This window comes from bacterium (assembly GCA_012517375.1).
Lineage (GTDB): Bacteria > Hydrothermota > Tepidihabitantia > B3-TA06 > B3-TA06 > JAAYVC01.
The window spans coordinates 1-11700 of record JAAYVC010000086.1; the positions used below are offsets into that span (position 1 = coordinate 1).

The following is an 11700-nucleotide window of genomic DNA, read 5'->3' on the forward strand; positions in this document are numbered from 1 at the left end:
ACATGAAGCTGAAAAAGAACCCGAATATGCCTTTTCAGAATCGTGAGTGCTTACTGTGGCTGCAGGTGTTAGTCCGTGAGTTGGGCCTCTACCTACATAAGAATCCCATACATCGCTATCCTTTTCGAATCCCGCATCCTTAATCAAATTGACTCTCTCTAAGCCAAAAAGCATAAGAGGTAAAAATAATACAACAATCAATCGCTTCACTTTATCCTCCTAAGTTAGTAACTTCATTTTAAATCTCTTTTTCACGCTGTCAACTGCCGGTTCTATGTCTTAAGGCTTAATCCAAACTTGACTTGACTCGCTTTCATATATATACTGCGTTGTGGTTGACGTTTATCTCTCCCTTCCTGCTTTCTTGACCATGGTTTCTTCTGCCGCTGAGGTTTACAGGCAGGAAACGGTCGGCTACCTTGTAGGCTATCCTACGAAGTCGAACTTCGTCGTGGAGTACGCCGTGCCCTTCCAGGCCGTTGATTCTTCGGATTCCGTTGTATATGTTGATGAAAACCGCACCGCCCGCATAAACCGCATAATAAACCGTCTTGCCGAAGGCTTGGAGATAGTGGGAACCTTCCATTCACATGCCGGGCTGGGTTCGCGAAAAGCCCTGCCCCTGCCTTCGGAAGCGGACGTGAACCACGTGCTTCCCGACGAGATTGAGCTTATTGTGGCTCTCAACCCCAAGAAGAAGGAGGTACGCTGGCAAGAGGGCAACTACACCGTCTACGGAACGGTTGACGACCTTCACGTCGAGATTGGCGGGTTCATGAGAACGGGGAGCGGAAGGGGCTGGAAGCGCCTGCACATAAACTGTTCACCCATAACGGGAGTGAGGCCCTGATGCCAAAGATTCCTTTTGAACGCATCGCCGAGTTTTACGATACCCTCATGAAGGGAATCGAGTACCGGGACTGGGTGGACTACACCATTGATATCTTCGACAGATACTCCCACAAGCCTTTGAGGGTCCTTGACATGGCCTGCGGCACCGGAACCGCTTCGATTGAGCTTGCAAGACGCGGCTTCGAGGTAACCGCACTCGACCGTTCGCGCCAGATGCTCGATATCCTCAAGAAGAAGCGCGGCTCGGCTAAGATAGAGATTGTGGAGGCCGATATGCAGCGCTTCAAGCTGGGCCACAAGGTGGACGCGGTAACCTGCTACTTCGACAGCGTGAACTACCTCATGGACGAGAAGGAGATAGAGCGCTGCTTTGCTTGCGTTTACGAGGCACTAAGCCAGAAGGGAATGTTCGTCTTCGACATGAACACCATTTACGGTCTCGAACGGGTATGGGGCACCAACACGATGATAAGGGAGATAGACAACGTATACTCAGTGTGGAAATCGGTATACGACTCCATGCGCAACGTTTCAACGCTATACCTGACGCTCTTTATCAAAAACGGCTCTAGCTACGCAAGGGTGGACGAGGTGCACCAGGAAAGGGCCTATCCCACTGAAACCATAAAGAATGCGCTCATGCGGGCCGGGTTCAGGAATGTTGAGGCGTTCGCGCATCTTACCTTGCATCCTTCGCTCGATATCAGCTCGAGGGTGATGTACGCGGCGGAGAAGGCGCGATGAAGATTATAGCCGATTTGCACATTCATTCCAGATTCTCGCGCGCAACAAGCCAGAACATGCGGATTCCGGACATGGCAAGGATGGCAAAGAAAAAGGGCATAGGCATACTGGGAACCGGCGACTTCACGCACCCGGGCTGGCTCGAGGAGCTAGGGAAAAATATAATAGAGGCCGGCCCCGGGATATACGAATACAGCGACGTGAAGTTTATCCTGACTGCGGAGGTAGCAAACATCTATACCCGCAAGGGCAGCCTGCGCAGGATTCACAACATGATTTTCGCTCCATCGTTCGACGATGCGGAAAAGATAAACAAGTTTCTCTCAAGATTCGGAAGCCTTACATCGGACGGACGTCCAATGCTCGGTCTCGATTCGGAGGCAATGCTAGAGGGTGTTCTCTCGCTCTCGCCCGAAAGCTTTGTCGTTCCCGCGCACATCTGGACGCCCTGGTTCTCGCTCTTCGGCTCAAAGTCTGGCTTCAACTCTATCGAGGACTGCTTCGGCCGCTACACGAAGGAGGTATTCGCCCTGGAGACCGGTTTATCCTCTGACCCTCCCATGAACTGGCGTCTTTCGTCGATTGACCGCATGACGCTCATCTCGAACTCGGACGCGCACTCTCCTGCAAACCTGGGCAGGGAGGCAAACTTATTCGATATAGAGCCTTCCTTTTTCGAGCTCAAGGAGGCTCTCCGCACGAAGGACCCTTCAAAGATGCTTGCAACAATTGAGTTCTTCCCGCAGGAGGGCAAGTACCATTACGACGGCCACCGCACGTGCCTCAAGAGGCTCTCGCCCCGCGAGTCGCTTGCGCTGAAGAACCGCTGTCCTGTCTGCGGAAAGGGATTGACGCTGGGCGTTCTTCACCGCGTCGAGGAGCTTGCGGACAGACCCGACGGATACCATCCTGCGGACGCGATACCTTATTACTCGATAATTCCCCTGGCCGAGATAATAGCCGAGTCTAAAGGCACAGGCAGGGATACGGCGGCAGTCCAGCAGGTGTACGACAGGATAACGGATGCCATTGGAGGCGAGTTCCGCACGCTTTTGTGGGCTTCGGAGGAGGAACTCGCAAAAACGGCAGGAGACGAGATCGCTCAGGGAATCATAAGGATGCGGAAGGGCAGAGTGAAGGTCGAGGAAGGCTACGACGGCGTTTTTGGAAAGATAAGCGTATTCTCGGAATTTCTTAAAAGTGATGAGACTAAAGAGCAGGAGAAGAAGGATAATGAACAGCTTTCCCTGTTTTAATAATTCACGGACGGAGCAATGATGGAAAGACTCTGGGCGCCGTGGAGGATGGCGTACATAAAGGATGCGGCGGCAGCAGGCGATTCGGATACAGAGTGTGTGCTCTGCAGGATTGCTAAGGAGGCGGACAAGGAGGAGGAGAATTTAGTTGTGGCAAGGGGAAAGCACGTGTTCGTGGTCCTCAACCGCTTCCCCTACTCAAACGGCCACCTTATGATTTCGCCATACAAGCACGTCAGGGACTTTTCGGGTCTTGCGCCGAGAGCGGTTACCGAGTTGGTAGAATATACCCAGGAATCCATCAACACGCTGCGCAGGATGAGCAACCCGGACGGATTCAACTTAGGCGCTAACCTTGGACGCGTTGCAGGCGCAGGGATAGATTTCCATCTTCACATGCACGTGGTTCCGCGCTGGTCCGGCGATACCAACTTCATGCCGGTACTTGCGGATGTGAAGGTAATCGCGCAAGCCCTGGAGGAGACATGGCGCGAGCTGCGCTCCCACTGGCAGGGCGGCTAGTTTTTCCCTTGTTTTTTTGACAAAATCATGAGCAATCAGGCTCTGACCCTGGACACTTCGGTTCAGTATCTCAAGGGCATAGGTCCCGCACGTGCAGAGAGGCTTCAACGCCTGAATATTAAGACGGTTGAGGATCTTTTATATCACATTCCTTCGAGATACATCGACCGCTCCAGCCCTTCACCCCTTTCAGGAGCAAAACCCGGCGACAAAGTCACCCTCGTGGTAACGGTGATGGGATCAACATTCAGAAGAACAAGACGCGGCCCGGTTGTGGAGATTCTCGTCTGCGATGGAACGGGCGAGGAATCCGAGTTGAACAGACCAGCTAAATCCCAGATGTATGCGGTATGGTTCAACAGACCCGATTTAAGGGATAAGTTCAAGGCAGGCGAGAAGCTGATACTCTCCGGTCAGGTGTCCTTCTACGGCCAGCGCCAGATGGTGAACCCTTTCTTTGAAAAATTCGACGATAATCCCGATTTCTTTGAGCGCGCTGTATTTCCTGTTTATCCTTTAACCGAAGGTCTTAAGGCATGGGAGGTAAGGAAAGCGGTAAAGCGCGCGCTGGAAGAACTTGCAGATATACCCGAGACCCTGCCCGGCCAGATAAGGGACAGGCGGAAGCTTGCTGGTCTTCGCGAGACGTTCCGGATGCTGCATGCACCATCAAGCGTTGACGAACCTCCAAAAGGGCTCTTGCGTCTTTCCTATGAGGAGCTTTTCTATCTCAAACTGCTCGTTACTTTGAGGCGCAGACAGATGGAAGAAAAGTATGCGGCAGAGCCCCTTCCGGATTCGGGTGATTTCACGAAGAGATTTACCGAGTCGCTGCCCTTCAGGCTGACGGGCGATCAGCACAAGGCTATGTCCGAAATTGATGCGGACATATCGCGTTCCCGTCCAATGCACAGGCTTCTTGAGGGCGACGTGGGCTCGGGAAAGACCGTCGTGGCGCTTTATGCAATGATGAGGGCCGCGAATTGCGGCATGCAGGCGGCGATGATTGCGCCTACCGAGATACTGGCCGAGCAGCATTACGAGGGATGGAGCGAACGTCTGTCGCTTTTGGGCGCGACCACGGTTATTTTGTCCGGAAGCCTCGCTTCTAGGGAAAAGGAGAGAATCCTCGCCATGATTGCATCGGGCGAGGCTCGGATTATCATAGGCACCCACGCCTTGATCGAGGAGCACGTAAGATTCCAGAGACTCGGGCTAGTCGTTGTGGACGAACAGCACCGGTTCGGAGTGATGCAGCGCGCGGCTCTCAGGCAGAAAAGCCTGAAGACGCCTCACATTCTCGTCATGTCGGCGACGCCTATACCGAGGACCCTCACTCTATCCTATTACGGGGACCTGAATCTTTCAATCCTCAAGGATAAGCCTGCGGGTAGGGCTGAAAGGAAAACGGAGATTGCTTACGAGAGCCGCAGGGAAGGGGTCTACCGCTGGCTTGCGGAACGACTAGAGGCGGATGAGAGGGCGTATATAGTAGCCCCGCTTATAGATGAATCCGAGAAGCTTGAAGTTTCGTCTGCAAAGGAGACTTTCGAGGAGGCTAAACGGAAGCTGGGTGAGTCAAACGTTGCGCTCCTTCACGGAAGGATGAAGCCCTCGGAAAGGACAGAGGCGATGGAGCGCTTCAGGAAGGGCGAGATAAAGGTATTGGTTTCGACAACCGTTATCGAAGTGGGCGTGGACGTACCCGAAGCTACCGTTATGATAATACGTCATCCGGAAAGATTCGGTATTGCGCAGCTGCACCAGCTGAGAGGAAGAATAGGAAGGGGAACGAGACCGTCCCGCTGCATTCTCCTCGTTTCAAAAGGTCTTTCAGCAGAGACCAGGAAGCGGCTCGATTTTTTTTCAAAAACCGAGGACGGTTTTCTTCTCGCTGAGGAGGATTTGAGGCTCCGCGGACCGGGCGAGATACTCGGAACCAGGCAGCACGGCCTTCCCGACATGAAGGTCGCGGACCTTCAGCGAGATAAGGAGCTTTTGTCGCTCGCCGGCCAGGATGCCGAATGGCTTATCCGGGATGATCCTGAAATTCGGAAACACGAGAGCGTCGCCCGCACCCTGCGCAGGCGGCACTCTCAGAGCATTGAACTTTTAGGAGTAGCATGAATAAGAATATCTTACTGCTTGCGGGTGTTGCACTTGCTATTTCGGGATGCGGCAAGTACAAACCCGAATCCGTCGGCGGAGCGCGCGACGTGCTCGTTTTCACCGACTGCAAAGAACTAATAGAGTCTGAGATCTCCTTTGCGCTTGAGAAACCCGTATACACCCCTCAGCCTGAACCTGAGTTGAACGTGAGATACATGGTTCAATCGGATCTTGAGAGTCATTTGACCTATCATGGAATAATCTTCGCGGGTCTTGAAGAGGACCCTATTATCAAGAACAACTTTCCCAAGCTTTCGGCTAACGATTCCTTCGCCCTCTATAAGATTGAGGATCCCTGGGCAAAGAAGCAGAAGCTTCTCGTGTTCGTGGCCCGGGACACCACGGCACTGCTTTTGGGACTCAAGGCGGTGAGAGAGAAGATATACGAGACCTTCAAGTACCAGCTTCTGGAAAGGCTCGAGGCGATGACCTACGAATCAGGCACAGACGCAAAACTCGCCAAGGAAATTGAAAAATTCGGCTTCAAGGTCAAGGTTCCCCGCTACTGGCTTTTGGATAAGAGCAATGCGGAAGAAAGATTCATATGGATTCACACGCACGAACCCGACCGCTCGATATTCGTATACTGGGAGCCAAACGAGAGGGCCGACCTTTCCCGCAGGGCGATGATAGGCCTACGGGACAGTCTGACCCGCAGATTCTACCAGGGCGATTATCTCGACTCCGTTTTTCTCTCGGCAGGCCCCTCGTATTTCAGAGGGCAAAACGCTTTGGAGATAGAAGGGGTGTGGCAGAACGACTCAATGATGATAGGCGGGCCCATGAAGGCGTACGCCTTCAATGAAGACGGCCGCTTCTATATGGTAGACGCGATGCTATTCTATCCTGCCGCGCCGAAAAAGAAGCTTTTCTGGCTTAACCAGCTTGAAGTGGTTATCGCTACGTTTGAACCCCTGAAGTGAGCTTAAAGGTATACTTTTCCACTTCCGAGATATCAGGGGAACTGTATTCAAGACTGATAGCAAAAGAGATTCTTAAGGAGAGACCGGACGCGCTTATACTGGGCGCTGGAAAAGAGTCCGGAGCCGGCATGAGCAGGAATGCGGAGCTTGCGCCGGTCGGTTTTGCCGCAGGAGCAAGGAGGGCCCCTGACGTTCTGGGACGGATAAGAGAGATTGAGCGGGATGTCAGGGACGCCAAGCCTGACATATTCCTTGCAGTTGCATGGTCGGAACCGAACACGATTCTCGGCTTAAGGCTCAGGGATATGAGGAACATGAAAAGGGTTTTTTTTGCTCCTCCTCAGTTGTGGGCATGGGGTAAATGGAGGGCCTCGCTTCTTAAAAAAGGATACCATCTTCTTCTTGCCCTCTACCCGCGTGAGGCTTTATTTTTAAGAAGGCTTGGACTCAATGCACAATACGCTGGGAATCCCCTTGTCTCATACCTAAAGACCATAAGGGCGACCAGAAGTTGCGCAAGCGCAGGGGGCAAGGAGAGCGAGGGGGGCGAGGAGGGCGGCACGAGAACGATAGCGCTGCTACCCGGATCCAGACTTTCGGAAAAAAGGAGAAACATCCCTTTACTCGAGCGATTCGTAAAGGAATGGAGAATTGCATACCCCCGGGATCGGGCAACGTGGCTTTTTTTGCATGAAGAAGAAGCTTTCAAAAAAAAGAAGAAATCCATGTCATGGGAGAATGCTGTATCGGGCGAAGATAGATACAGGGCACTGGCATCCTCGAGCTTCGCGCTTGTCACATCAGGAACGGCGAGTCTTGAGGCCGCACTTCTAGGAATACCGCAGGTTGTATTTTACACCCTCTCGGCGACGGAGTTAGCGCTTGCAAAGGCTCTTACGAACGCAAAGCGCTTCGCTCTTCCCAATATCATCCTCTCAGAGGAAGCGGTTCCCGAACTGCTCAATCCCTCGGTACAAGATCTCGTAAAAAAAGCTGCCGGACTCATCTCTTTCAGTTCAGGAATTCCGGATATTTCAACCAGACTTAACTTAGCTCTCACCCCCCTTGACAAATCGGTTTCTTTCCTTAGAGTTATTCTTAATAGAGAATCTAGCGTGCATTTTTAACCTAGGAGGAACCATGAAACCAAAAGGTGTTTTTTTACTGAGCGGGCTTATACTTATTCTTTCGGCATCATTGCTGATGGCCAGAAGAGAATGGACAGAAACAACCTTAGATGATTTTGCCGATGGACAGTTTAGCGCCGCCCTTTATGCGTCGGATACCGGAGTTGCAGGAGACGGAGCCGTTCAATGGGTACAGACCCGAGATATAGACAAGGACGGCCACTTCGACTTCGTTATCTCAAGCTCTCACAAAGGAACCTTTGGCGTGCCAGCCGCAGGCGATTACGGTTTCCACTACGACAATAGAATCCTGGTGGATTCATTATTCAGCTGGAACGGTTCCGGCAATCTCGTCACCGATTACGATAACGACGGCAATCCCGATGTCATACTCTCCGCCTACGATAACCAGGCGAGCCAGACGAATATCTGGACTCATATATACTACGGGCCCACATGGTCCCGCAGAGACAGCATCTTTACCGGCTACCGATGCACAGGCATAAGCGCCGCCGACCTCGACTATGACGGTTTGCTCGATCTTGTTATCTCAAGACTCACTGGTAAGGCTCTCATTGTCTACCAGGGCGGGGATACAGTCGGATTGAACTGCGCCCAGAACTACGCCAGCGCAATAGGCGATATAGACGATGACGGCGATCTTGACATCATTCTGGCGGGAAGCGCGGCCATCCTTTACAGGGGACCTGATTTTACGGAATCAGCGATAATACCCGGCGTCGACTCGCTGACCGACGTTTCAATAGCCGACATGGACAACGACGACGACCTTGATCTTATCTTCTCGGCGTTCGGCGACACCTCATACATCGTCTTGGGTCCCAGCTTGACGTCCCGCAACACTATGATTACGTCGAACGCCAGAGGCATAAGCGTGGCAAGGCTTAACGCGGACGACGATCTGGACGTTATCGTTTCAAATTACGGTAAAGCCGACCATTCAGAAAACTCTTTGATCTTCTACGGCCCTAACCCTGGAAGCACTGCCGGTACCCCGATATTCTCGCAATGGGCAATAGGAAACATGGTCGGCGACTACAACGTTGACGGAACCCTGGATATATGCATTACTAACTCGATGCTTGAGGCGGATTCGTCTTACACCAATGCCTATTCCTACATCTATTTCGGACCCGATTTCAGCACCTTCGACAGCGTAAGGGCTCCCGGCGCCTCGATGAGTACGACGATGGATCTGGGCAATATCTACGACAGAACCAACCACGAATACTATGTATCCTCAGTGTTCGACGCCGAGAGAGCGGCTGACTGGGATTCAGTAAAATATCTTGCTCAAGCGCCTGCCGGCTCGGAGTTCATGTTCTACGTCCAGACAGGCAATACAGCCGTGCCGGACACTTCATGGAGCGACTGGCTGAATATTAATACCGGCGACACCCTTCCCGACAGCCTGGCTTCCCGCTATATACGCTACAGGGTGATGCTTGGAACAAACTATCTGCAATGCGCAAGAATAGAGGAAGTGACAATCGAGTATCCTTCCCTTCCTGACGTTCTTCCTGATACGCTTCTTTCGCCCGATGCTGATAATATACCAGCATGTGGAACCTATCCCCTTCTTGTAAGGGTTGTCAATATGGGCGAGGATTCCGCAGTCTTTCCCGTGCACGCTATTCTGGACAGCATGGGTACGACAAAATACGACAGCGCGATAACTAAAACCCTCGGCGTAAACGATACCGAAGACGTTTTCTTCAGCAACATCTATTTCTGCCCGGGAGACAGCCTGTGGATAATTACCGAGATGCCTGGCGATGTGGACCCGTCAAACGACACCCTGTTCGCCCTTATCTCTTCTGCAGGAATTGAGGAAGCGACACCCCTAAGAATCACCGCACTCAGCGTACCATCGGCAGCGTCGCCGATTGAGATCAAATACACTCTGGCGCGCGATGAGAACGTTCTATTATCCGTTTACGATGCGACAGGCAGACTGGTAAATTCTCTGGACGAAGGTTCACGCAAGGCAGGCCAATATCTGATTACGTGGAACTGTCTCTCGAACTCAGGCAGGAAATCCGGACCGGGCGTGTACTTTGTAAAGCTTGAGACTCCGACTACGACAATCACGCGCAAGCTTGTTCTAGTAAAGTAATTTCACAACCCTCTCGTGGAGCCGGGAGCTCCGGCTCCACGAGGTTCATCCAATGCCTGAATTCTCTGTAAAAAAACAGTGGCACAACGTATATCTTATACTAAACGCTCTCGCATGGGCCGCCGCAATAGTCTTCATCGCGACACTATACAGACCTTTATTCTTCAAGACGGGAATCCTTATGGGTATCTGCTCAATGGTGTCGGTCGTATCCTGCGCCGTCCTCATCAAGCCCGGAAAAAGACTCGCAGGGAGCATACTTCAGGCCTTATCCTGGTCAGTTTTTTTCTTGTTGACAATAGTGATCGTCCGCAGTTCATTGATCCCTGCATTGATAATCATACTGCCAGCGGGGCTCGTGAGTTTAGGAACGCTTGCCTTGCTCGGCGGCCTTGGATACGCGCAAGAACGTCAGCTTAAGGAAGCCTTCAGAAAGTAACGCCCTCTAAATAAAATATAATTAACCGCTTACGGAGTTCAGCTTTTTCTCCTGCCTTTACTAATGAAGTATGCCGCGGATAATCCAAAACTAACCGTAAAGAAGGCTATTTCCGCTATCATCCAGCCCGGTTTCAGCGCATAAACCGTTACTCCGAAAAAATAGCATCCTGCGAGAAACCCTGCAAGACCAGCCCACATCAGGAGTCTTGACCATGCGTGCTTCCGGAAATGCGTGGCAAGCCATGCGAAGAAACTGAACACTGTTACTGACGCGACGGCCACAAGAAAAGGGACGAGAATCATGTACGAGACTTTTGAGCTTTGGGGTTGGCAATCTCATTGATAACAATCACCGCAAGAGCCCACGCAATTCCCAGATTTGCGGAAACTATGCCTGCAAAAATCCAGAAGAGACGATTAAGGAGAATGAGCCATATCCCTGTCCCCAGAAGAGCCAAAGACAAAAGAAGCGTCCACATCATAGCCCTGGATGTTTTGTTCAAATGCGGATAATCGAGCTGGGACAAAAGGTCCGAAGGCAGGCCTCCGCGCCTGACGATTATCCAGAGTATTAAAAGGGCTACGGACGTCATTAGCAATAACCCGGCAAAAACGAGCAAAATCAAAAGCGTCCAGTGCATTACCGAAGAATACCCGCATAAGTTTCCGTGTCAACTTGCGCGGGTTTCAAAGGAACTTATCTCTGCTTGTTCTTGTTTCTTCTTTGTCTGGGTTGAAGGACTCCTCGGAAGATTCCCAGGCCTTTCTTCTGCGTCGTCCTCTGCAATATATCCTGGCGTATGACGCTTTTCACGCTTTTCTGCTCCCTAGGTCGTGTGCGTTCTTCGGTCAGCGCCGCAATTATCTGCTTCAGGGTATCGAAAAAGAAAATCTTTTGCTCGTCCGGTATGTGACGCAGTATGCGTCTCATACCAGCCTTCGTGTTACGGTTTATGCGTTCGGTTATCTCCTGACCCTTCTGGGAGAGGCGTATGTGCACAACCCTGCGGTCCTGTTGGGAGTTCTCCCTTGTCACAAGACCCATTCTGATAAGCCTGTCTATCATGGCCGTTATGTTGCCCGATGTGGTGCCTATCTGACGCGCCAGTTCGCCAACGACGGCTGAATCCTTGCGGGAAAGTATCGAGAGGACGAAGAACTGGTTCAGCGTTATCTCCATGCCGGGCACGCGCGGCTCAAGAAGCCTTAAACTGCGCACGAAATCGGGCATCATCTCCTCCAGACGGCCCACGAGTTCGTTATCGGTCTCTCTGCTCATGACACATGGATGATAACGCTTTAAAGCCTTTAGTCAAGAAAAGCGGTTTTGGGGTAAAAAGACTTGACATGGTGTGTTTTTTTTTATTATAATTGTATTGTCGAAGGCAGCAGGATTGACAGGGTTCCTGATTTTATTAACATTAAACTATGCGGAGGAAGAAATGAGACGCGCAGGTCTCGTAAACACAGCGTTATTCTTAGCGCTGTTCGCATTGGGTACGTCTATCGTCATTGCCGATACCGACTGG

14 protein-coding genes are annotated in these 11700 nt (G+C 51.7%); 10 read left to right on the forward strand and 4 right to left on the reverse strand.

Going from position 1 to position 11700, the window contains the following annotated elements; translation table 11 throughout:
* Nucleotides 1–210, reverse strand: a 210-nt coding sequence (locus GX441_09075; protein ID NLI98790.1) for a hypothetical protein, incomplete at its 3' end; no start/stop codon positions are given.
* A gap of 121 nt (nt 211–331) precedes the next feature.
* Here GX441_09075 and GX441_09080 point away from each other — a divergent pair.
* The 9 genes from GX441_09080 to GX441_09120 are packed head-to-tail and all read left to right on the forward strand — an operon-like array spanning nt 332 to nt 10169.
* A complete protein-coding gene (locus tag GX441_09080; GenBank protein ID NLI98791.1) occupies nt 332–850 on the forward strand; it encodes a hypothetical protein in 519 nt (172 codons plus the stop codon).
* Entirely contained in the window at nt 850–1596 is a 747-nt protein-coding gene (locus tag GX441_09085) for a class I SAM-dependent methyltransferase (GenBank protein ID NLI98792.1), read from the forward strand. Before GX441_09080 ends, GX441_09085 begins: the two co-directional genes overlap by 1 nt.
* Nucleotides 1593–2852, forward strand: coding sequence for a DNA helicase UvrD (locus tag GX441_09090; GenBank protein NLI98793.1), 1260 nt, complete (start codon nt 1593–1595; stop codon nt 2850–2852). Before GX441_09085 ends, GX441_09090 begins: the two co-directional genes overlap by 4 nt.
* A gap of 21 nt (nt 2853–2873) precedes the next feature.
* Nucleotides 2874–3374 carry an HIT domain-containing protein gene (locus GX441_09095; GenBank protein ID NLI98794.1) on the forward strand — a complete coding sequence of 167 codons (501 nt, stop codon included), beginning with the start codon at nt 2874–2876 and terminating at the stop codon, nt 3372–3374.
* Between the two features lie 27 nt (nt 3375–3401).
* A complete protein-coding gene (recG, locus tag GX441_09100) occupies nt 3402–5501 on the forward strand; it encodes an ATP-dependent DNA helicase RecG (GenBank protein ID NLI98795.1) in 2100 nt (699 codons plus the stop codon).
* Nucleotides 5498–6466, forward strand: coding sequence for a DUF4837 family protein (locus tag GX441_09105; GenBank protein NLI98796.1), 969 nt, complete (start codon nt 5498–5500; stop codon nt 6464–6466). The genes recG and GX441_09105 overlap by 4 nt, the downstream gene beginning before the upstream one ends.
* Nucleotides 6463–7593, forward strand: a complete 1131-nt coding sequence (locus GX441_09110) for a hypothetical protein (protein NLI98797.1) — start codon at nt 6463–6465, stop codon at nt 7591–7593. Before GX441_09105 ends, GX441_09110 begins: the two co-directional genes overlap by 4 nt.
* Nucleotides 7594–7606: 13 nt before the next feature.
* On the forward strand, nt 7607–9730 hold the full coding sequence (locus tag GX441_09115; protein NLI98798.1) for a T9SS type A sorting domain-containing protein: 2124 nt from the start codon (nt 7607–7609) through the stop codon (nt 9728–9730).
* Between the two features lie 52 nt (nt 9731–9782).
* Nucleotides 9783–10169, forward strand: a complete 387-nt coding sequence (locus GX441_09120; protein NLI98799.1) for a hypothetical protein — start codon at nt 9783–9785, stop codon at nt 10167–10169.
* 38 nt (nt 10170–10207) lie between these two features.
* Here GX441_09120 and GX441_09125 read toward each other — a convergent pair whose 3' ends face one another.
* The 3 genes from GX441_09125 to GX441_09135 are packed head-to-tail and all read right to left on the reverse strand — an operon-like array spanning nt 10208 to nt 11450.
* Nucleotides 10208–10474: a hypothetical protein gene (locus GX441_09125; protein NLI98800.1), complete on the reverse strand. Its 267-nt coding sequence runs from the start codon at nt 10472–10474 to the stop codon at nt 10208–10210.
* Nucleotides 10471–10812 (reverse strand): hypothetical protein, encoded by a 342-nt coding sequence (locus GX441_09130; GenBank protein ID NLI98801.1) that lies wholly within the window; start codon nt 10810–10812, stop codon nt 10471–10473. The genes GX441_09125 and GX441_09130 overlap by 4 nt, the downstream gene beginning before the upstream one ends.
* A 56-nt stretch (nt 10813–10868) precedes the next feature.
* Nucleotides 10869–11450, reverse strand: a complete 582-nt coding sequence (locus GX441_09135; protein NLI98802.1) for a MarR family transcriptional regulator — start codon at nt 11448–11450, stop codon at nt 10869–10871.
* A gap of 97 nt (nt 11451–11547) precedes the next feature.
* On the opposite strand from GX441_09135, the gene GX441_09140 reads away from it, so the two are divergent.
* A partial coding sequence (locus GX441_09140; GenBank protein NLI98803.1) for a hypothetical protein occupies nt 11548–11700 on the forward strand: 153 nt, incomplete at its 3' end.

What these genes read in the sequence shown, in the direction of transcription:
- GX441_09090 (NLI98793.1), top strand. Translation starts at nt 1,593, where the DNA reads ATGAAGATTATAGCCGATTTGCACATTCATTCCAGATTCTCGCGCGCA.
- GX441_09120 (NLI98799.1), top strand. Translation starts at nt 9,783, where the DNA reads ATGCCTGAATTCTCTGTAAAAAAACAGTGGCACAACGTATATCTTATA.
- recG (NLI98795.1), top strand. Translation starts at nt 3,402, where the DNA reads ATGAGCAATCAGGCTCTGACCCTGGACACTTCGGTTCAGTATCTCAAG.
- GX441_09095 (NLI98794.1), top strand. Translation starts at nt 2,874, where the DNA reads ATGGAAAGACTCTGGGCGCCGTGGAGGATGGCGTACATAAAGGATGCG.
- GX441_09085 (NLI98792.1), top strand. Translation starts at nt 850, where the DNA reads ATGCCAAAGATTCCTTTTGAACGCATCGCCGAGTTTTACGATACCCTC.
- GX441_09135 (NLI98802.1), bottom strand. Translation starts at nt 11,450, where the DNA reads ATGAGCAGAGAGACCGATAACGAACTCGTGGGCCGTCTGGAGGAGATG.
- GX441_09115 (NLI98798.1), top strand. Translation starts at nt 7,607, where the DNA reads ATGAAACCAAAAGGTGTTTTTTTACTGAGCGGGCTTATACTTATTCTT.
- GX441_09130 (NLI98801.1), bottom strand. Translation starts at nt 10,812, where the DNA reads ATGCACTGGACGCTTTTGATTTTGCTCGTTTTTGCCGGGTTATTGCTA.
- GX441_09125 (NLI98800.1), bottom strand. Translation starts at nt 10,474, where the DNA reads ATGATTCTCGTCCCTTTTCTTGTGGCCGTCGCGTCAGTAACAGTGTTC.
- GX441_09105 (NLI98796.1), top strand. Translation starts at nt 5,498, where the DNA reads ATGAATAAGAATATCTTACTGCTTGCGGGTGTTGCACTTGCTATTTCG.